Genomic DNA, 20,314 nt, shown 5'->3' with positions numbered 1-20,314 from the left:
TCGAGAAGGGGCTTGTTGACTGAACCGGCTGAGAGCTGGCGGACTATCGCGCGCGACGCACAGCTCGGTCGGCGAAGGCGTCGAGTGCTGCGGTCACCTCGACGGCCTGCCACATTCGGTTTCTGTTGAAGCCAGTGAACTCCTGGAGTATTTCGGCGTCGACTAGCGGTCTAATAGCGCGGCCTGCGTTGTCAGCGGAGATTCCGAGTTGTGCGGCGACCTCTTTGTTGTCGATGACGGGACGACGCGGCAGAACGTCGAGGAGGCGCTGCGCCGCGGAGCCGCGTCGTGCGCGAAGACGGGAGTCCCAGCCGGCGCGGATCCGATGTAGCTCGGCGACCAGCTGACTGCCGTTGTCTACTGCGAGAATCGCTGCGTGGGAGATCCTTTCGACGATCGGCGATACATCTCCGTTGCGGTAGGCGTCGAGCGATGAGAAGTAGCCCGCAGTGTCCGACAGCAATCCGGCAGATACGGGGATCGTGACGTTGCGGGTGACGCCATGGTGCCGCAGCATCGACTGCAGTAGGGCGCGCCCGGTTCGCCCATTGCCTTCCGGGAAGGGATGGATGGTCTCGAATTGCGCGTGGGCTATGGCCGTGACGATCAGCGGAGGTAAGTCGGTGCGGTGGGTGAAACTGATCAGATCATCGATCAGCCCGGGTACCTTCGCGGCGACAGGCGCCACGAAATCTGCGTCATGCGGGCCGATGCTGCTGCCGCCAATCCAGACCTGATCCGTGCGCCAGCGTCCCGCAATCGTCGGGACCTGGGATTCCATCAGGGCACGATGCATAGAGAGAATGGCTGCAGAATCAAGGTGATCCGCGAGGTCAACGGCTGCAGACATCGCAGCGACATTCGCGACGATGGCCGATGCGTTGCGCTTGTCGCGGCTGCCCAACTCCGCAAGCGCGATCTGCTTGGCGCCAGACGAGAGGTTCTCTATCTGAGACGATGCCGCCGACTCCGAACGCAGCAGAATCGACGCAAACGGAGCGATGTCATGTCCGAGCTCGGCGTCGAAGCGGGTCAGGGTCAGTGTGGCCTCAGAGGCCAGTGTGGCGACATCGTCGGGAAGCGAAGGGGAGCGTTTGGCGATGGTCGGTACGACGGCTGCGGAGTACGGTCCCCGGTAACGCTCACGCTGCGCCCCGGGTCAGTAGATCGACGGGAACGGTCGGCGGACAGACGACGGATTCGTACTGAAGCGCCGGCACCCGCTGCATGGCAGATCTGACGGCACGTCCTGATCTTACCGTCGGTTGTTGTATAAGTGAGGGTATGGCGGCCATCCGAGGCCGAAAGCGTGACGTTTTCGCTCTGATTCAGCCAGGCACGCACAGTGAATGACCCGACTCGGTTCTGTGGATGAGTTGAGCAATCGATGCGTCCAAGAATGGAAACATCCTCTACCATAGATTGCAAGTTCGATTTCGCAACTGCAGCGCCATGCGGGGCGCGATAATTACACAACAAACGTGGCAAGGGGAAACGATTGGCAAATTCGGCGAAGTTGACGGCGGATGAGCTGCGGCTGCACAAAGTATTCAGCAGTGATTTTAAGTTCCGGATCCCTAACTATCAGCGCCCCTACTCGTGGAAGAAGGAGCATGCGCTTCAGCTCCTGGACGATCTCGGTGAGGCGTTGGATAGAGGAACTGATGAGCCGTACTTCCTCGGTTCGATCGTTCTCATAAAGGACGACGACCAACTCGCTGACGTGATCGACGGTCAGCAGCGGCTTACGACGCTCAGCATCTTGTTTGCAGTGTTGCGAGACATGGCTACTGATGATGCAGTCAAACTCGCGCTCGACAAGCTGCTTTCAGAGCCTGGAGATGTATTGCGAGGCTTGGAGGCAAGCCCACGCCTTCTCCCGCGCGAACGAGACGCTGAGTTTTTCGCGAATTACGTGCACAAGCCGGGTGGTACGAATGAACTCGTGGAACTCAACGATAATCACGTAAACCGAGATTCGGTGCGCAACGTTCGGGATAATGCGAGCGCTTTACGTAACGAGCTCGTTAAGCGCTGGAATGTCGACAATCGGTTAGCGCTTGTCAAGTTTCTTAGTACGAACGCTTCTATGGTCGCGGTTTCAACGCCGGATAGGGATAGCGCGTATCGCATCTTCCGTGTGATGAATGCGCGAGGGTTGGATTTGTCGGCGGCTGACATTTTCAAAGCAGATGTAATTGGTTCTTTGAGTGGAACCGAAATGGAGGAAACGTACGCCGACCGGTGGGACTATGCACAGACTAGGCTTGGACACGACGACTTCGGGGATCTGTTTCTGCACATCAGAATGATCTACTCGAAGGAGCGTGCACGCGAAAGTCTGCTGCGAGAGTTTCCGAAACAAGTTCTCAATGACTATTTGAAGCAGGACCGTGGCGCGGAGTTTGTTGACGAAGTGGTTGTTCCCTATTCGTCGGCCTATTCGAGTATTCAGAAAATGAACTACGAGTCATCATCAAACGCCGAAGAAGTTAATCTGTGGCTGCGACGATTGAATGGCATTGGAAACAATGACTGGAAGCCTCCTGCGCTCTGGGCCTTGAAGAACAAGTGGGACGACCCTGTCTTTCTAGTGGAATTTCTGAAGAAACTTGAACGCCTAGCAGCTTCGATGATGATCAGGCGCGTCTACGCAACTCCACGAGTGACGCGCTATGCGGAACTCCTTGAGCAGCTCGACGACAAGGCGCTTGGCCTAGCGTCTCCAGCTTTCGCGCTGCAACCTGGCGAGATCGGGGACACGTTGCAGGCGCTGAACTCGAACGTCTATCTTCACTCCCAAGGGCGCAAGTACATCCTCCTTCGACTAGACGAGGCGTTAGCTGGTACTTCCGGTGTCGTGTACGACCAAAGAATTATTACTGTCGAGCATGTGTTACCGCAGAACCCGCAACGAAAGTCTCAGTGGGTAAAGGATTTCAGTGATGCTGAGCGGGATGACTGGACCCACAAGCTGGCAAATCTCGTTCTGTTATCTCGCGCCAAGAACTCCCAAGCGCAAAATTACGAATTCGAAAAAAAGAGGACTCTGTACTTCACTGCGAAGGGTGGAGTCGCTTCGTTCGCAGTGACGACACAGGTTCTTAGTCAGCCAAAGTGGAATCCGAAGACGCTCGCGGCTAGGCAGATTGAGTTGGTCGGTGTGCTCGCGAGAGAGTGGGAATTGCAGTGACGCACCTTCCGGTTGGGATCTTTGCTTGCTAAATCAACTCGCCACCACCGACCCGCTTTCGAAAACGTCGATCGGCATCGGCCGTCGGAGCTTCCACGTGATCGCGATGGGTCGTTCGCCTTGGTGACTGACGTAGTCGATCGGACCCAAGAAGATGAACGGGGACGCGCCGAAGTCGCCTTCGGGGCGGTCGCGAACGAACAGCAAGATCTTGCAACCGTTCGTGCGCTGCTCCACGAATCGTCGGCCCATATCCGAGTTGAGGGCGGTGTTGTTGGGCGACTCCCAATGGAATTCGGTAAGCGAGATCGGGTAGTCGCGGTACATCGTGGTCGGACTGAACTCGCGTTCGTCTTTGTGGAGATTGACGAAAAGTGCTGCGGTTCCGTCGCTCCAAGTGACTCCACCTGCTTGACCGCGTGCTTTGCGCTTGATGCTGGCGAATCCGATCGCCGCTAGGGCCTCTTCGCGCCGGTACTGCGCGTGGGTGAGAAGCGGCATGTCGTCGTGCTGGCCCTCGATCGCTCGGGGCACGTGGTGAATAGTTGCGACAGACACGTCAAGGACCTGCCTGACCTCGGAGCCGACAGCCGGGTGTTCTCGCAGGAATGCGAAGCCGGCGTCGTAGCTCGAGAATCCACCGTGGTCCGGCCATAGAGTCATGAAAAGCATGCGCGCGTATGCCTGCCCCCTTGCGGAGAGTTCCTCATACCGAGGACCCTCGGGTGATGCGAGCTGTCTGTAGATGTCTGCCCGCTCTGGGTCGTCGACATGCGCAAGCGCGCGAACTCGTCGAAGTAGTGGTTCCTCACTCGAGGCGGCCGTCGGGTCGAGCAGGCCAGCATCGCGAAGGAGCGGCGTCCATGCGCGGGTCCCGCTGCCTGAGTAGATGTCAGAGAGTTCGCCGCCCGTCGCCTGGAGGTAGTCGCCAAGCACTGAGGTTTTCACCTGCCGGACGGATTCGACCAATGCGCTTCGCCGATTTTTTGGCAGAGCATGTTTGACCGAATCGAGGATGATCTCTTGTGCCTGCTGATCGAGCACGAGCCGGCTCGCGCCAGGTAAAAAGGGAAATTCATCTGCGATTTCGTCGACTAGCCGCTGCCCGCGTGCACCGGTGAGCGCGGTAAAGCGTGGTGAAAAATTGAACTCCGTGCGTTGGTGCCCGATGAAGTCGAGCACTGTAAGAACTGCTTTTCCCTTGCTACGCCGTAGCCCACGACCCAACTGTTGCAGGAATACAGTCGCACTTTGCGTCGGTCGCAACATCAGCAACGTATCTACATCCGGGATGTCGAGTCCCTCGTTGAAGATGTCGACCGCGAACAGGCAAGCGACTTCGCCATGCCGAAGTCGCCGGAAAGCATCAGCACGTTCGGGAGAGCTAGTTCTCGCAGACAGGGCGACTGATGGCACCCCCTGTCGAGTGAATTCGCGCGCCATGTACTCGGCGTGAGCGATCGAGACGCAGAATCCGAGGGCGCGCATTGTTCTCGGCGAGACGACGCGTTCGCGGACAGCGTTCAATATCAGGCGCGTGCGCGCATCGTTTCCGGTGTAGACATTCTCGAGGTCGCTTTGATTGTAGTCGCCACGTGACCAGGTGATGCCGCGGAGATCGGTGTTATCAGTTATACCGAAATAGTGAAACGGGCACAGCAGATCCTGCTCCAATGCATCCCACAGTCGGAGTTCATACGTAGCGCGGCCGCCGAACCAGTGCAGAATGTCGAGAGAGTCGGAGCGCTCGGGAGTTGCTGTAAGTCCAAGCAGCTCTCGAGGTTCGACGCGGGAGAGTAGGTTGGTGTAGGTGCTTGCAGCGGCATGGTGAAATTCGTCGATGACCACGACGTCGAAATCACCTGGGTGTATATCCTGGCCGCCGGGGCCACTCAGCGACTGAATGCTCGCGAACACGTGCCTCCACTTTGATGGGCGTCGACCGTCGACGAATAGCTCACCAAAGCTTCCGTCGCCCAACACTTCCCGGTACTTGCGCAGCGATTGCTCCAGAATCTCCTTCCGATGGGCTACGAACAGAAGAGTCGGGTCCGAGTGTTCGTCGGCGCAGAGTCGTAGGTAGTCAAGAGCTGCGACGACGGTCTTGCCCGTACCTGTCGCTGCCACGACGAGGTTGCGGTGCTGGTCGTGAACTACGCGTGCGACTTCCAACGCTTCGAGGATTCGCTCCTGATGTGGATAGGGTTTCACGTCCAGTCCGGAGACGGTGATCGTTTCTCGACCAGACCCGGATCCACCAGCCTCGGCGAGGGCAGTGTCTAAACGCTCCGCGTCCGTGGCTGGGTCGTAGGCCTTAAAGGCAGGGTCGTTCCAGTAGGTATCGAAGGTGGCTTCGAACTTGCGCGTCAGTGCGGGAGTGCTGACGTTCGAGATTCGCACGTTCCACTCGAGTCCGTCGACCATGGCTGACCGCGACAAGTTCGAGCTGCCAACGTATCCCGTATCGAAGCCGGAATTACGTCGAAACAACCAGGCTTTGGCGTGGAGTCGGGTCGATGCCGTCTCGTAGCGAATCCGAACGTCCGCTCCGTACTTGTTGACCAGGTCATCGATGGCTCGGCGCTCAGTGGCGCCACGGTAGGTTGTGCTGATGACTCTCAGTTGAACGCCGCGCTCACGCAGTGTGCGCAGTTCGCGCCCGATTACTGCAATGCCGGCGAAGCGGATGAAAGCGCAGAGCAAGTCGACGCGGTCCGCGCTACTGAGTTCGCGCGCGATCTCGCTAGCCATGTTCGGCTCGTCGCGGGTATTGGTCAGCAGCGCGACGTCGGATAGAGGGGTGGCCGGTCGGACGGGTGCCGGCCTACCAGCGGGATGCAGAGACCCCAGCATCTCGCTGCGTGCGACGTTGTCGATCTCCCCATCGATGAGTCGGTTGATGATCGCGTTGGCGGCATCGCGGCGTTCGGACTTGTTGACGGACCGTAGATGCCGCTCGACGACGGCAGCGATGTGGCGAGCGTATATGTGCGGCTCGTCGTCTTCAGTGATGTGCTCAAACTCGGCGTCGAGTTCGGACTCCGCGAGCTGCTGCTGCAGTCGCGAAGTGAGGACGGACTCGTAGATGCCTGGGAACAGAGGATCGATCACGAGGGGAGTAGATCACAACAGTCTGACGAGAATCCGTGATCGGGTGTTGTGCCCGCGGAATGTCAGGCGGAAGCGATAGTCTTCGATACGTCATCCGCCACGGCCCGACAGACGCGTCACTGAGACAAGGCTCCAACCCGGGCGGGAAGTCCGTCGTGTCTTCCTGGAGCCGCAGTGTCGCTGTATCGGGGTTCGGTGTCTGGCGTGCGCAGCCAGATCACCGCCGACAAGCTCGTATCCGCCTTGACTGAACAGTTCTTCTACGAGTTCGGTTACCACCCGTCGAAGGCTGAGGTGCGCTCTTGGGAGCGCAGCCTGGGCGTGCTCGTCAGCGATCTCGAAGACGCTGGCCTCGACGACGCCGAAATGCTCATCGAGTATCGACTCCCGCTGACCAGTAAGCGTGCAGATGTTGTGGTGTGCGGGCACAACCCGAAGACGGGCGAACCGTCGTATGTGGTCGTTGAGCTCAAGCAGTGGACGAAGGCCTCGATGGTCGACGGTACCGACGATGTGGTCTACCTCGATGGCGTCGGTGAGCGGCTGCACCCGGTCGACCAGGTCGAGAAGTACTGCACGCACCTCGCCGACTTCATCGCGAGCCTGGGCGGGAGCACTGAGCAGCTGGCTGGCGTGGCGTACCTGCACAACGCAACAGACACTGACATCAGCACCCTGTGGAGTCGCCAGCAGTCGACGACGGGTCGGATGTTTACCGCGCAGCGTCGAGGTGAGTTCGTCGACTTCCTCCGATCTCGGTTGAGCCCGCGGTCTGGTGCGGATGCAGCGGACCAGCTACTGAGCTCGGCGGTGCGTCCGAGTAAGCAGCTGATGACGCTCGCCGCTGACGAGGTTCAACGACGTGAGCAGTTCGTGCTCCTCGACGAGCAGCAGGTCGCTTACTCCGAGGTGCTGCGGGCAGTGCAGGACGCCACGAAGTCGAATACCAAGCGTGTCGTCGTGATCGTCGGTGGGCCGGGGTCGGGCAAGTCGGTGATCGCACTCAGCCTGCTCGGTGAGCTCTATCGGCAGGGGCGTACGGCCGTGCATGCAACGGGGTCTTCGGCGTTCACCAAGACGCTGCGCAAGGTTGCGGGCGCGAGAGCGCCGCGCGTGCAGAAGCTCTTCACCTACTACAACAACTTCATCAACTCCGAGCCCAACGACTTGGAGGTTTGTGATGAGGCGCATCGTATTCGCGAGACGTCCACGAATCGGTTTACTCGCGCCATCAACCGAACTGGACGGCCGCAGGTCGAGGAGCTGATCGACGCGGCGCGGACGCCGGTATTTCTGCTGGACGAGAACCAGGTAGTCAAGCCAAGTGAGCGCGGCAGCGTCGAAGAGATTCGGGACGCTGCCGAAAAGCTGGGGTGCGAGTTCAAACTCATCTCGCTCGACGGTCAGTTCCGGTGTGGCGGCAGCAGCGCCTACGACCACTGGGTTCGAAGGCTCCTCGACCTCGAGCCGGGAGGCCCGATCGAGTGGGAGGGCGACGAGGCCTTTGAAGTCAGCGTCGACGAGACGCCGTCAGCGGTCGAGGACAAGCTTGAGCGGATGCTCGATGAAGGCTATTCGGCCCGAATCGTCGCAGGGTACTGCTGGCGATGGAGTAACCCCGAGACCGGTCAGCCGCTAGCGACTGACATCGTGATCGGCGACTGGAAGCGACCATGGAACAATCCCAAATCGACGCGGCACGGTGACGCCCCCGGCCGAGAGCTCTGGGCCACCGATCCAGCAGGCTTCGGACAGGTTGGGTGCGTATATACCGCGCAGGGATTTGAATATGATTATGGCGCAGTCATTTTCGGTCCCGACCTGGTGTGGCGCGAGGACCACTGGGTTGCGCGGCCAGAGTACAACTTCGACAACCAGGTGAAGAAGGCCGACCACGCTGCTTTCGACAAGGCGATTCGGAATACCTACAAGGTGCTCCTGACACGCGGTATGCGGGGTATGAGGATCTACTCGACGGACCCGGAGACGCAGGAGTTGCTACAAAAGTTAGTGGGGCGGTGAACATGCCGTCAGTACTGACGACATACTCGGGAGTCGCGCCCGGTGTACAGCAGAATCTTCGGTTTGGTATCAAGCACGGTCGATGGGGTTTGCGCCGTGAGCCGTACGGGTGGAAGAAAGGAATTTCCTTCGACTGGCACGTGATTGGTGCGTGTGCAAGCGGTTTACGCCGCGGTCCGCGGTGCCAGCCCGAAGAATGGGTTACCAGTGCGGTTGGCCTGTATTTGTTCCGCGTACTGGCTCCCGTGAGGATCGAATCCAGTTACTTCTGGCCGGATGAAAAAGAGCAGTCGGCGCTCTATTACCGCTATAGATTCGATTCCCAACTCGTAGCAAGTGCGACCCAGGTGCCAACGGCGTACGACGATCCGATCCCAAAGGCAATCTCGGAAGGAATCCGTCGTGCAGCCAACCCAAAAGCCGAGTCGGTCGAATTAATCAGCGCCTCCCAGTGGACGGCGCTCGTCGACGAAGTGAAGGAACGTTCGAGGAGGGGCGCCTAGAGAGTGCTCCGCCGCTCAGTGGGGCGGGAGAGATGCGTGAGAACCGCAGCGGTCGTCGACAGGCCACCACTCGCTGGCCACCCGTGCACAGCACTGACCCATTCTTCGGCGAACCCGTCCCGCCCACAGCGCGCGCCCAGCAGTCCGCCGGCGATGGCCGCGACCGTATCGGTGTCATCCCCGATTCGGATCGCGGTGTAGAGACTTTCCCTGACATGCGTCTGGCCGTCGTCGGCTGGCGTGTGCAGGATGGATGAGGCGGCTGCCTGCAACGCTGTGACCGTGAAGCCGTTGGGAGTGAAGCGCGCCGGACTCTGGGTCGTGGCGTCAGCGAGCCAGGAGCGCCACTGGGACCGCCGCGAATCGGGGATGAGGTCGAGTCCGGCGTAGACGTCGAGTTTGCCGTCGACGATCGCGAGACGGATTGCTTCGCTCCACAGAACGCACGAGTCTCCGGCGAGTTCGTCAGCATGGGTGAGCGAGGCGACGGCCCTTGCGGCGTCGGCGAGCGTCTCGCGATCATCGAGGTGAGCCAGCGCGACCGGTCCAGTCCGCATCAGCGCGCCGTTGCCGGCTGAGCGAGGGTTGGCAGCGGCGAAGGACTGGGACTCCGCGAGCATCACAGAGCCGACTGTCGCGGTCAGATCTGACTTCAGACGACGATGTGTTGCGCTGAGTACAGCCCGCGTCTGGTTGCCGATGTCGGGCGGGTTGCCGTCGAAGTCGGTGTACCAGCGCATGAATCCGCGGGCAACGGCGTCGAGGCCCTCCTCGGACGTGAGGTCGTGCCCGTCGGCAACAGCCTCGGCGATCACAATCGCCATCGAGGTGTCGTCGCTCCATTCGCCGGGTTCGTAATTGCCGAGGCCTCCGCCTTTCATGACTGGGACTTCTTCTGAGCCGAGTCGGGGTTGGAATTCGTAGGGAACTCCGAGCGCGTCGCCGATGCCGGTGCCGAGGACGACCGCAGAGGCGCGGTCAGCTTGCGCGGGGGTGAGTTGCATTGGTGGGTAGGCCTTTCGGGTTGGGTGGGTGGTTTCGACACGACGGCTCGGCTGGCGCCTCGCGGTCGGCTCAACCACCGGCGGGTCTCGACAGGCTCGACCAGCGGGGGGCGGCTAACCACCGGGGGTCTCGACAAGCTCGACCAGCGGCGGCTCGGCTCAACTGCCGGGGGTGGACGTTCCTATAGTCCGTCAAGTGGTGTGGGCGTGGTTGTTTTGGTTGGTGTCCCAGGCGGTGAGGTCTGCTTTGAGGGCGTAGAACAGTTCGCGGGCGACGTAGCGTTTCACGGCGCGGATGATGTCTTTGGTGGAGAGGTTTTCGGCTGTTCGGCGGTCGCGGTAGGCGATGGTTTTCTCGTGTCGGTTGAGCCGGCCGATGGTGACGAGGTGGATCGCGCAGTTGGCTTGACGGTCGCCGCCACGGTGCAGGCGGGTGCGGTGGGTTTTACCCGAGGATGCCGGGATCGGGGCGATCCCACACAGCCGCGCGAACTGGGCGTCGGTCTTGATTCGGGTGGGGCATTGACCGACGGTGATCAACAGTTGCGCAGCGCTGAGGGTGCCCACTTGTGGCAGTGCACGCAGCCGTGGCGCGATCTGGGCGGTCAACGTGTCGAGGTGGCGGGTGTAGGCGGTGATTTCGGCGTCGAGTTCACGGACTCGGATCGCGACCTGACGGAGCACGAGTTTGGCGGCTTGGACGGGGTCGTCGAGGTGGTCGCGGTGGGGTCGCCAGGTGATGATGACGGCCATCATGCCGGTGGTGGTCATGCCGGTGAGCTTGTCGCGGATCTGGGGTGCGATGATCGTGAAGTCGCGGATCTGGTTGACCGCGGCGGTGCGTGCTTTGATCGCGGATGCTCTGGCGGCCTTGATCATTCGGATGGACTCGATGATCCCGGTCCGGTCTTTCGGGGTGATGGAGGCTCGCCCGGTGCGGGCTGCCTGCGCTGCGCTGTAGGCATCGATGGGATCGGATTTGCCTGCGCACGCGCGCACCGTGGGATCGGGGTGGTTGAGTTCTTTGACGCGGTAGCCCTCAGCGTGCAGCGAACGTGTCAGGCCGGCACCGTAGGTGCCGGTTTGCTCGACGGCGATCGCCTCGATCGGCCATTGCGTCAGCCAGGCACACATCTGATCATCACCGTGCTGGCCGGTTGCGAACTCGCGGTCAGCGATGCGGTGGCCATCGGTATCGACGACCGCGGCGTGGTGGGTGTCTTTATGGGTGTCGACTCCGCCGTACATCGGTTGCAGCGGCGGCGGGGTAACGGTCATGCTGGTCATCGCGGTTATGTCTCCTTGAGTCGTGTCCTACGGCACGGGGATGACATCGCCGGGTGAGGCGGACAGGACGGTGAAGAGTCGGCCATAACCGCTGCCGACAGGTTCCTATGAAGTCACTGCCTCACCCGGCTCCATCAGTCGAACCAAGGGTGTGTCCACGACCCGACCGGGATCGACAGGTCCACTTCAAGACACCCAACCGGGGTCAGTCTCGACAAAAGTCAGAACACTCGATCAAGCCGCACTCCCATCCTCACCGTCTCGACAAGCTCGACCAGCGCGATCCCTACCGCCGACCGCGCTTCCGGTTTCCGAGATGGTACGAGTCCCGCGTCATCTTCGAGACGTAGCCCGCGTCACCTGTGGCGCCAACGGTCCCGAGCTCCTCGATCAGCGACAGCTCGTCGTCGATCGCGCTTCGCTCGGCAGGTGCGGCGAGCATTGCCGAGGAGATCAAACTGTCCCGCGACGCTTCCAGGTACGAGCTGCCGGCATCCAGATCGCCACGCTCGTACGCTTCCGACGCGCGCAGCTTGGCGGCCTGCCCCTCCTGGTAGAGCTTCTCCGACTGCACGCGGGGGTCGGCGACTCGACCCTCTGCTTCGTCGCCCGGCACCACGTTCACCGTCACCGGCAGAGTCACCGTGTGCTCAGTCAGCGTCGCCGACTCGACGTAGCGCAGCTCGAGCTCCGCGATCTGCGCGACACCCAACCCCGACATCCCGTCAACGGCCAACTTCAGCAGCAGCTTTCGCGCTTCGGAGCCGTACAGGTCGCCTAGTTCGATCGTCACCTCGCCGTCCGCGGTCTGATGTGCGGGAAGATCGTTGTACAGGCTCACCTGCACCTGCGGGACGAACCGCACGGTCAGTGTCACCGCCTGAACGGCCTTCGACAGCAACCCGTCGACCTCGCCGCCGATCGCCGCACCTGCGGCATCCGGGTCGTCGGCAAACACGTGGTTCCCGTTGCCAGAGCGCGCAATTGCTGCGAGCAGCGTCTCGTCGTAGCCGCGTCCGTAACCGAGCGTCGAGGTCACGATGCCGTCGGAGGCGGCCTTGGCGGTCAACGATGCGAACTCGTCGACGTCGCTGATACCGCTGTTGACGTGGCCGTCACTGATGACAAGCACTGTGCCGACGCTGATTCTGGCCTGCTTGGCAGCGCGGCGTAGTTCCTGCAGGCCACGAAGGTAGCCCGACGAAAGGTCGGTGGAGCCACCGGAGACAATCGATTCGACGAGATCGGCGGCACGCTCCTTGTCGGCCAGTAGGCCAGCGGGCACGGCAACCTGGGCCTCGTTGTCGAAAGTCACGACACCGAATACGTCGTGCGGGTCGAGTCGGCTGATGACCGCGGCGAGCGCCTTCTTGGCGCCCTCGAGTGGGGGACCGCTCATCGAACCACTGCGGTCCAGGACGATCTGCAGAGCGGAGGGCGCCCGTTCCGTGGTTGGCGCCTCGGGTGCTTCCAGTTCGATCAGTACGGAGACTTCGTCGGCGGACTCGTGAGCGACGACGTCTACGTCGAGGGCGGTGGAGAACTTCATGATCTGCTCCTGTTCCCGCCCGGGTGACGAACCGAGGCGACTTTGCGCGGAAGTGCGATTAGTAGTTTGAGTGAAAATGCGAATAGTGTCAAGGGGTGGCTACGACCTCACGATCTCGCCTCGCAAGCTATCCACGCCCGAACGTCGCCGTCGACATCGCAGTACTGACCGTCGTCGACGGTCAGTTGAACGTTGTCGTGCAACGAGATTCGGACTCTGGACAACCAGCCTTGCCGGGCCGTTTCATTCGAGAACGGCGCACCGTCGAGGAGACGGTCGGTGAGGTTCTGGAACTCAAGCTGGGGCTTTCACCCGATCGCGTCCGTCCGCATCTGCTCGCGGTGTTCAGCGATCCTGATCGAGATCCCCGCGGGTGGACGATCTCGATCGCGCATGCCGTCGCGCAACCTGCTTCATCGCTGACGGACGTCGTCGGAGAGCTTGCCCCACTCGACGCTGACGGGCGTCTCGCGTCGGGGGAGCGGTTGCTCTACGACCATGACGAGATCATTGCATCCGCCACTGACAACCTTCGTGAACGCTACGAGGACCGTCCCGACCCAGACAGTCTGCTGCCCGAGCCGTACACGCTATCGGACCTGCGTGAGCTGCATGAAGCGATCCTTGGGCGACGCCTGATGCGGGACTCGTTCAACCGGCGCGTGCAGCCGCTGTTGGAGCCGAAAATCAATGAGATGGGCGTTCCGGAGACCAGGGTCGGCGGCGGACGGCCGGCGCGGTTGTTCATGAAGAGCGCACCCCCAACCGCGACGTTCGGCTGGAAGCTGCCGAGTAAGGATGGGTGATCGCGCTGGCGGCGGTCGAACGGTAGGTGAAATGTCCGAGTTGCTACATTAGCCTCTCGAACGTTCGACGAGGGAAGCGATGCTGGGCGACTTATTTAACCGTCGAAAGGCTGGGGATCCCGCGTGTCGGTAACGCGCTTTCCGGTACCCGACTCGTGGACCGATCGCCGTGGCCAGTTCCTCTTCTCGATCGGGCTCTTTGCGGTCTTCACGATGCTGTGTGCGATGTGGACCATTCGCGTACTGGCGGTTGGGGAGTTACCGACGGTTCTCGTGTCGATCCCCTTGGGAATCGGGGCGGGCGCGCTTGCAGTCAACGCGTACCGCGTCAGAATTGCGGAACGCGTCGTGCCGCGATGTGTGTGGTCAGCGGCGGGACTGATCGTCCTGCCGGACGCGAAAAGTCAAACGCTCGCGAACACGGGAATAGGTGCGTTGGATATCGCTGGAGCCGCGTTCGCAGTACTGGCGCCTCTGCATCTGATTGATCTCGAACTGTCCGGCGGGCAAAGGCTCATTTTCTCTATCGCTGCGGCGGTTGCCGCGGCGACGGCATTGACTCATTTACTCATGCTCGCGCGTCACGGGTCGCCCCGCGTGCAGCTTGGCGCAAACACGATCACGATCTTTGACGGGCTGCGGCGACTCGACGTGCCGTGGGACAACATCGCGACCATCAAAGACCACCCCGAAGCAGGGCGATCCCACACCGGCCACACTATCTGCGTCGTACCGGAGAGCGGCCGCGCTTACAACTTTGAGCAGAGTGGCTCGTACACGCCGGGAGGTATCGGGCTCTTCTGGATGCTTCGCTTCTATTGGTTGACGCCCGAGGCGCGAGCAGAACTCGGAGATGGACGAGCGGCGGAACGCTATCTGGCCGGTCGGTTTCCGGTCTGAGTGGCGTTCGAGGTCACTACGCACCGCTGGTCACAAGTCAGCTCACCCTGCCCACTTCGAACTCGATACGTCCTGATTGCTGCGCAACTTCGTCCCGACTGTCAGCCCCGTATGCGAGAGTCATCCTGCACGCGGAAGGGGCAGCCATGACGCAAACGATCGACACCATCGGGCAGAAGTCGCTCACCGAGACGGTGTGGGATCTCCTTGACGCCGACGCCGATCTCAACGAAAACGTCAAGTATCTCGTCCTCGCGGCGATGGACAGCGATCAGGCGCTCAGCGACTACCTCGGTGGTGGCACATCCGCGCATCAGCGACCCGAGCCGACCGAGGCGGCAGCCGAACCCGCCGGAGCGTTCCTGCGCAGCATCACGGTGGCCGGCTTCCGCGGCATCGGTCCCGCAGCATCCCTGGACATCACGCCCTACCCGGGAATCACAGTCGTCAGCGGTCGAAACGGATCGGGCAAGTCGAGCTTCGCCGAAGCGCTTGAGTACGCCCTCACCGGCGAGAGCTACCGTTGGCGGGCGAAGAAGTCGCAACTGTGGGCCGACAGTTGGCGAAACCTGCACCAGGGCAACCCGTGTGAGGTCCAGGTCGACTTCACCGTCGAAGACGGCCCGTCGACCTCGATCGGGGCATCATGGTCGGCCGACGCGAGTCTCGACGACGCGAAGCGCTGGTCGCAGCGCACGGGCGAGAAACGGGAAGTCGGCGTCGACGCATTGGGATGGTCGACAGCCATCGAGATCCATCGTCCGATCCTCAGTTACGACGAAATCGGCGGACTGCTGGAACAAGAACCCTCGAAGCTCTACGACGCGCTCGACAAGCTCCTCGCGCTCGATGAGGTTCTCGACGCCGAGACACGGCTCACTGCCGAGTACACGGCACGACGTCAGGCGAGAAAGACGGCCAACGACGCTCGCACTGCGCTGAAGAAGGCCGTGGTCGGAATTGACGATCCGGCAGTAGTGGCGCTGGCAAAGATTTTGCGTCCCAACAAGTATGACCTCGATGCGATCGCCAACATGGTGTCCGGTGTCAGTGGACAACATGGCGGTGTTGACGCGCTACGCGTGATCGTCGAATATCAACAACCCGACGTCGACGCATCGGCACTGGCCGCTCAACTGCGTGACGCCCTGGTCAATCTGCGCACACTTGCCGACAGCACGCTCGAACGTGCCGAACAGCGCACACAGTTGCTGTCGGCAGCGTTGGAGTTTCGCACGGCATCGGGGACCGGCTCTGTCGCGTGCCCGGTCTGCGAACAAGGCGTCCTCGATGCGGAGTGGGAAGCACACGCACGCGTGGTCATCGATCAAGAGAACGAGCAACTGGCACTGTATCGCGAAGCGCGACAATCCATCCAACAGCTCGAACGCTCAGCGCGAAGCCTGCTCAGTTCGCTCCCCGACATCGCTCCTCTCGTCGACGTCGAACTGGCGTCCCTCGACGCGTATCGGGCCGCGCGTGCGGAGGCTATCGAAGCCGTTGCGGTTGAGGATCTTCCGCTCTATCTCGAAGAGAAGCTCCCCGCTGTTCACGCCGCTTTGGGCGCAGTGCAGGCAGACGCCGCTGCCGCGCTCGACGAACACCAGAGCGTCTGGGCGCCGATGGCTGAGCGAACGATGGAATGGGTTGCGCTGGAACGCACTGCGAGGGAGACCGACGACATCGTCGCGGTTCTCGACGCTGCGAAGAAGTGGGTGAGCAACAATGCTCAGTTGTTGCGCGAGCAACGACTCGAGCCGATTGCGGAAGGCGCGCGGGCGATTTGGGCTCAGCTTCGCCAGGAGAGTGACGTCGACGTCTCCACGATCACGCTGGAAGGTAAGCGCACTCACCGCAAGGCGATTCTGCAGGGAACCGTCGACGGCGAACCTGCAGGCGCGCTGTCGGTGATGAGTCAGGGTGAACTGCACGCGCTCGCCCTCGCGCTGTTCTTGCCGCGGGCTACGGCGTCGTCGAGTCCATTCCGATTCATCGTGCTCGACGATCCAATCCAGGCGATGGACCCCGCCAAGATCGACGGATTCCTCAATGTCCTCAGGGATCTCGCAAAGACTCGACAGATCATCGTGTTCTCGCACGACGACCGCCTGGCCACCGCGATTCGTCAGCAATCCATTGAAGCGCATCTGATCGAAGTGTCGCGCGAGTCCGGTTCGAGGTTGGTGGTAAAGCCGGCCGAAGATCCTGCACGCCGCTACGTCGAAGACGCGTACGCGGTGGTCGTCGACGACAATGTTCCCGACGATGTGAAGCAACGGGCATGCCCGGCACTCTTCCGACTTGCAATTGAATCTGCTGCGCGACAACGCTTCTTCACGTGGCGCAATGCAGATGGAGAGTCTCAGCGGGAGTCCGAGAAGCTCTGGGGCGACTTCACCAAGATGAATCAACGCGTGGCACTTGCTCTCGAGGGCGACGCCAGCGCAAATATCTCGGGTTGGCGGTCGTGGCGCGACTACCGCGGACCCGCACTGTTCATTGCAAACAAGGGTACTCACGAAGGTGCGGTCGTCACCAAGGACAACGTACGGGATCTGCGGAAGACCGTCGCCGACCTCTTGGAGGGGAAGTGACACCGCTCGAGTTGCTCGCTTACGCACAGCAACTCCTTGTGGGACTGAGTCGTTCGACGTCGGGCAATTCGTCGCGGCTTGCTGCCGTCGTCGCGCGGCAAGCGGTGGAGGAGTACATCGACGAGCGATGTCTCGCCATCGACGCCCCGTGCGAGCGGGCGACGATGCGATCACGCTTGGCACTGCTCAGAGCGCTCGACGACCGACTGCGTGCTGACCAGCTGGCCTCGCTGTGGTACCAGCTCAGCGCGTGCTGCCACCAGCACGCCTACGAACTGTCGCCGACGGTCGGCGAGGTCAGGGCTCTGTGTGAAGGCGTGGGGGACGTGGTCGCCAAGGCACGTGTCGGGCCGTGTTGACCGCGGATCGGTCGACACCTGCCGGTCTTCGGAGCGCCGCGGCAGTCTGTCAGCTTGCTTCGTAGCTTCGTTGGATGAGCGGCAAAGCGGTCTCGAGTTCGGCGTCGTTTGTAATGCGCAACTCGAGGTCGCCGGTGCCGAAATGGCCGATGTTTCTCATGTCTCGACTGAAACCTTCGGTCAAAACGACATTCGTCGGGTCGACCTTGAGATAGAGAAGCACGGCTCCCGATTGTGGATGGACCTCCACGCAGGCAAAGTTCTTCAGTCGGCGAAATGCGAAGTAGTTCTTGAGGACCTTCTTCGTGACGTCGTCGCCCAAGCCTTCGCAATAGCTCTCGACTGATTCGTAGAGGCCGCGCAACTGCGGGGATGCCTGCCCCAGTAGATCCGTGACCGTTTTTGATGAGGGTTGTTGTCGTGGGGTTGTCGGTTCGTCGATGCCTGTCGGCTCGGCCTTCGTCGAAGTCATCAGCTCAAGCGCCAGCAATTCGCCCGAAAAGTCGCGGTACCTGACTAGCTCGATGCTTCGGTTGATTTGTTGAACTGCGTACTCGTCGTATCGTGTGAATCCATTCGCCACGCATATCAGGCGTGGATTTCGCCAGTCGATTGCGCTTCCGACCTCACTCCCGAGGCGTTTCTGAACCAGCATTTCGAACTCGGCTCGATGATCAAGTAGCCAGTCGAGATAGAACAATCCCTGGTTGATTACGTTCTCGTTCGTAGCGCGTTTGTACTCGAAGATGACCGGTGACGAGTTCTCATCAAGTCCCAAGGAGTCGATCCGACCGCCGTGCCGAACGCCGGTGCTGTATTCCGACGAGAGAAAGCGGACCCCGAAGAGAGTGTCCATGTTCCGTTCGACGACGAGCTGTAGCGACCTCTCCAACTTGACCGAGGAGCTGGTCAGCTCGGTTGCAATGCCGTCGTCGATCCGAAACAACTTCAGGTCAGACACATTGCCTCCTTGTTCGCGTGCAGCCCTCGGCGTGACAGAGGCCAGGCAAGTCCCGTGGTGGTCGGGATGGCGCAGTGAGCCTCAATCCTGTCGCTCATGCTAGCCGTGTGCCGGGGGCGGGCTCTTCGGGTGTTGACCTCGAGCGTGGACTTGCCGCCTTGACCAAGCCGCATCTGGCGAATCTCTCGACCACTGGGACAGCAAGACATTTGAGCACTATCGATTCTTGTACATGGGTTTGCATCGCGAGCCAGTGTCATCGACATGTCGCCACAACTCCGGAATCGTCTTAACGTTGCGGTGGTGCAGCGTCACAAAGTCCATCCGTTCGAGAAGCTCGAGCGCCGGTCCATCGTCATCCGGCTTGAAGGGTCGTCGCGAACCCAATCGCCCTCAAGACAGAGGATTCCAGGCTTGATCGATTTCGCCAACGGTCCTCCAACCACGTTGTTCAAGGGTTGACTATTAATCGTGAGCTGCACGCCGCGCGTTACCCTGTTCCAACATGGCGCACCGATGCGTCACCTCATTGTCGGCGATATGTGCAAGAGTCTCTGTCTAGCATCAGGAAAGGGCGGAGATGTCAGGCGCAGCGCAATCAAGTGGGCGTGTGTGGTCGACGGCCGATATCGGCACGGGTTGGGTTCTCGTCGACGTAGAGACGTCGGGCACCAGCGCGCGCCGTGACCGCGTGCTGAGTCTCGCGGCGCTCACGCTCGACTCAGCGGGCCGAGTGCAAAACGAGTACTCGACACTCCTGAACCCTGGCTGCGACCCCGGTCCCGTCCACATTCATAACCTGACCACCGCGAGATTGCGTGGCGCACCGACGTTCGACGCCGCGTTGCCACACCTCGAACATATGCTGACCGGACGCACCCTCGTCGCACACAACGCCACCTTCGACCACGGGTTCCTCGTGGAAGAGGCGCGCAGGCTTCATACGAAACTGCCTATTACACAACGCCTCTGCACGGTGACGCTTGCACGTCGGCTGCAGCTCGACGTACCGAACGTCAAGCTCGGAACCCTGGCAGGCTACTGGGGATCCGCCAGCGCGCCGCGCACGATGCGCGCGACGACGTCCGCACTCTCGCAGAGATTTTCCGCCGCAGTGTAGGCCTCGCCGACGACCTCGGTCTGCAGCTACCAATTGTCGCGTGTTCCGAGTCGTCACGCGCATACCCCGACAAGGCGACACGTGTGCCATGCCCATGGCGCACGCCCGGTCGGTACGATCCCACGATCGGCCTAGTGCAGGGCACGAAGGTCGTCATCACTGGCCCGACGGCGATACCCCGACCTGACCTTGCACGACGTCTCTCTGACGCCGGACTTGACGTGATGAACTCGGCAAGCGGCAAGACCGGACTCGTCATAGCCAATCCCGGATTGCTTGACTCACGGAAACTGCGGCGGGCAAGGGAATCTGGAATCCCGATCCTCGACGAGGCAACTGTCCTAGAACTCGCTGGCCGGATTGTCGCTGGAGTACCGAAGACGGCGCCGGAATCAGTCGATATCGTCACCGTGATTGGCGCGCCGACACCCACGACGGCGAAGCAGTCCGCCAGGTCACTTCCGTCGGGCCCCTGGGCTGGCCGCCGAGTGCTGGTCATGGGTGGCAGTCACCTCGAGGCGACGCTCATGCGTTCGCGTATTACACAGTTGGGTGCGGCGCCAGCCATCAATTTGACCGCAGGTGTCACTGATGTGTTGCTACTCAATGGTGGTGAGGGCGATCCGCGGATGGCCAAGGTTCGCGAGCGATCGTTGACGTTGTTGGGAATACACCACGTCGATGCCGCGCTCGGTGTCGAACCCGACGCAGTCGCGAGCAATGAGCCAACGAGAAGCTCTCCTGCACAAAGGGAACGGACACCGGTGATGATGACGCCAGGGGCGGTGATCGACCTCCCTGCGGGTCTCGCGCAGTTCACCGTCAACGTGTCGTGGAGTTCCGCGCGGCTCGCTGCGCCCGAAGTCGATGTCGTCGCATTCGAACTCGGAAGCGACGGCAATGTG

At 61.2% G+C, this 20,314-nt stretch carries 15 protein-coding genes; 9 read left to right on the top strand and 6 right to left on the bottom strand.

Translation table 11 applies throughout. The annotated features are described in order from the left end of the window. Positions 1 to 43: 43 nt before the first annotated feature. Positions 44 to 850, bottom strand: a complete 807-nt coding sequence (locus tag B3T59_RS17325; protein ID WP_287004476.1) for a Fic family protein — start codon at positions 848 to 850, stop codon at positions 44 to 46. A gap of 648 nt (positions 851 to 1,498) precedes the next feature. Between B3T59_RS17325 and B3T59_RS17320 the strand changes: the two genes are divergently transcribed. After that, the gene (locus B3T59_RS17320; protein WP_287004474.1) at positions 1,499 to 3,193 is read left to right on the top strand and encodes a DUF262 domain-containing protein; all 1,695 of its coding nucleotides are present in this window, start codon (positions 1,499 to 1,501) and stop codon (positions 3,191 to 3,193) included. A gap of 33 nt (positions 3,194 to 3,226) precedes the next feature. Here B3T59_RS17320 and B3T59_RS17315 read toward each other — a convergent pair whose 3' ends face one another. Next, entirely contained in the window at positions 3,227 to 6,304 is a 3,078-nt protein-coding gene (locus B3T59_RS17315; RefSeq protein WP_376782611.1) for a DUF3427 domain-containing protein, read from the bottom strand. A 174-nt stretch (positions 6,305 to 6,478) separates the two neighbouring features. Between B3T59_RS17315 and B3T59_RS17310 the strand changes: the two genes are divergently transcribed. Together B3T59_RS17310 and B3T59_RS17305 are read left to right on the top strand one after the other, a co-directional pair. After that, on the top strand, positions 6,479 to 8,326 hold the full coding sequence (locus tag B3T59_RS17310) for a DUF2075 domain-containing protein (protein WP_349681975.1): 1,848 nt from the start codon (positions 6,479 to 6,481) through the stop codon (positions 8,324 to 8,326). A gap of 245 nt (positions 8,327 to 8,571) precedes the next feature. Then, a complete protein-coding gene (locus B3T59_RS17305) occupies positions 8,572 to 8,829 on the top strand; it encodes a hypothetical protein (RefSeq protein WP_287004472.1) in 258 nt (85 codons plus the stop codon). Here B3T59_RS17305 and B3T59_RS17300 read toward each other — a convergent pair. The 3 genes from B3T59_RS17300 to B3T59_RS17290 all read right to left on the bottom strand — a co-directional run bounded on the left by B3T59_RS17300 (position 8,826) and on the right by B3T59_RS17290 (position 12,669). Then, the gene (locus tag B3T59_RS17300) at positions 8,826 to 9,833 is read right to left on the bottom strand and encodes an ADP-ribosylglycohydrolase family protein (protein ID WP_287004470.1); all 1,008 of its coding nucleotides are present in this window, start codon (positions 9,831 to 9,833) and stop codon (positions 8,826 to 8,828) included. The two genes, B3T59_RS17305 and B3T59_RS17300, sit on opposite strands and share 4 nt — an antisense overlap. A 192-nt stretch (positions 9,834 to 10,025) precedes the next feature. Then, a complete protein-coding gene (locus B3T59_RS17295; RefSeq protein ID WP_064861632.1) occupies positions 10,026 to 11,120 on the bottom strand; it encodes an IS110 family transposase in 1,095 nt (364 codons plus the stop codon). 286 nt (positions 11,121 to 11,406) lie between these two features. Next, on the bottom strand, positions 11,407 to 12,669 hold the full coding sequence (locus tag B3T59_RS17290; RefSeq protein WP_287004467.1) for a vWA domain-containing protein: 1,263 nt from the start codon (positions 12,667 to 12,669) through the stop codon (positions 11,407 to 11,409). A gap of 95 nt (positions 12,670 to 12,764) precedes the next feature. On the opposite strand from B3T59_RS17290, the gene B3T59_RS17285 reads away from it, so the two are divergent. The 4 genes from B3T59_RS17285 to B3T59_RS17270 all read left to right on the top strand — a co-directional run bounded on the left by B3T59_RS17285 (position 12,765) and on the right by B3T59_RS17270 (position 17,328). After that, on the top strand, positions 12,765 to 13,475 hold the full coding sequence (locus tag B3T59_RS17285; RefSeq protein ID WP_287004466.1) for an NUDIX hydrolase: 711 nt from the start codon (positions 12,765 to 12,767) through the stop codon (positions 13,473 to 13,475). 225 nt (positions 13,476 to 13,700) lie between these two features. Next, positions 13,701 to 14,375 (top strand): hypothetical protein, encoded by a 675-nt coding sequence (locus B3T59_RS17280; protein WP_287004465.1) that lies wholly within the window; start codon positions 13,701 to 13,703, stop codon positions 14,373 to 14,375. Positions 14,376 to 14,521: 146 nt separating this feature from the next. Then, positions 14,522 to 16,969 carry an AAA family ATPase gene (locus B3T59_RS17275; RefSeq protein WP_267625683.1) on the top strand — a complete coding sequence of 816 codons (2,448 nt, stop codon included), beginning with the start codon at positions 14,522 to 14,524 and terminating at the stop codon, positions 16,967 to 16,969. Then, positions 16,966 to 17,328 (top strand): hypothetical protein, encoded by a 363-nt coding sequence (locus B3T59_RS17270; RefSeq protein ID WP_005206403.1) that lies wholly within the window; start codon positions 16,966 to 16,968, stop codon positions 17,326 to 17,328. The genes B3T59_RS17275 and B3T59_RS17270 overlap by 4 nt, the downstream gene beginning before the upstream one ends. 49 nt (positions 17,329 to 17,377) lie before the next feature. Here the strand turns inward: B3T59_RS17270 and B3T59_RS17265 are convergent, their stop codons facing one another. After that, positions 17,378 to 18,289 (bottom strand): DUF5655 domain-containing protein, encoded by a 912-nt coding sequence (locus tag B3T59_RS17265; RefSeq protein WP_005206402.1) that lies wholly within the window; start codon positions 18,287 to 18,289, stop codon positions 17,378 to 17,380. A 580-nt stretch (positions 18,290 to 18,869) separates the two neighbouring features. Between B3T59_RS17265 and B3T59_RS17260 the strand changes: the two genes are divergently transcribed. Beyond that, the gene (locus B3T59_RS17260; RefSeq protein ID WP_005206401.1) at positions 18,870 to 19,409 is read left to right on the top strand and encodes an exonuclease domain-containing protein; all 540 of its coding nucleotides are present in this window, start codon (positions 18,870 to 18,872) and stop codon (positions 19,407 to 19,409) included. 83 nt (positions 19,410 to 19,492) lie between these two features. Then, positions 19,493 to 20,314 (top strand): BRCT domain-containing protein (locus B3T59_RS17255; protein ID WP_349681974.1); only part of this gene is annotated, 822 nt, incomplete at its 3' end.

Source organism: Gordonia sp. UBA7860 (assembly GCF_002500165.1).
GTDB classification, from domain to species: Bacteria; Actinomycetota; Actinomycetes; order Mycobacteriales; family Mycobacteriaceae; genus Gordonia; species Gordonia sputi.
Note: the sequence above shows the minus strand (reverse complement) of the source record. Positions and strands in the feature narration are given on the sequence as shown.

Excerpts from the sequence above, each read along its gene's own strand:
- B3T59_RS17300 (WP_287004470.1), bottom strand. The coding sequence starts at position 9,833 with ATGCAACTCACCCCCGCGCAAGCTGACCGCGCCTCTGCGGTCGTCCTC.
- B3T59_RS17290 (WP_287004467.1), bottom strand. The coding sequence starts at position 12,669 with ATGAAGTTCTCCACCGCCCTCGACGTAGACGTCGTCGCTCACGAGTCC.
- B3T59_RS17295 (WP_064861632.1), bottom strand. The coding sequence starts at position 11,120 with ATGACCAGCATGACCGTTACCCCGCCGCCGCTGCAACCGATGTACGGC.
- B3T59_RS17260 (WP_005206401.1), top strand. The coding sequence starts at position 18,870 with ATGTCAGGCGCAGCGCAATCAAGTGGGCGTGTGTGGTCGACGGCCGAT.
- B3T59_RS17275 (WP_267625683.1), top strand. The coding sequence starts at position 14,522 with ATGACGCAAACGATCGACACCATCGGGCAGAAGTCGCTCACCGAGACG.
- B3T59_RS17280 (WP_287004465.1), top strand. The coding sequence starts at position 13,701 with ATGTGGACCATTCGCGTACTGGCGGTTGGGGAGTTACCGACGGTTCTC.
- B3T59_RS17325 (WP_287004476.1), bottom strand. The coding sequence starts at position 850 with ATGTCTGCAGCCGTTGACCTCGCGGATCACCTTGATTCTGCAGCCATT.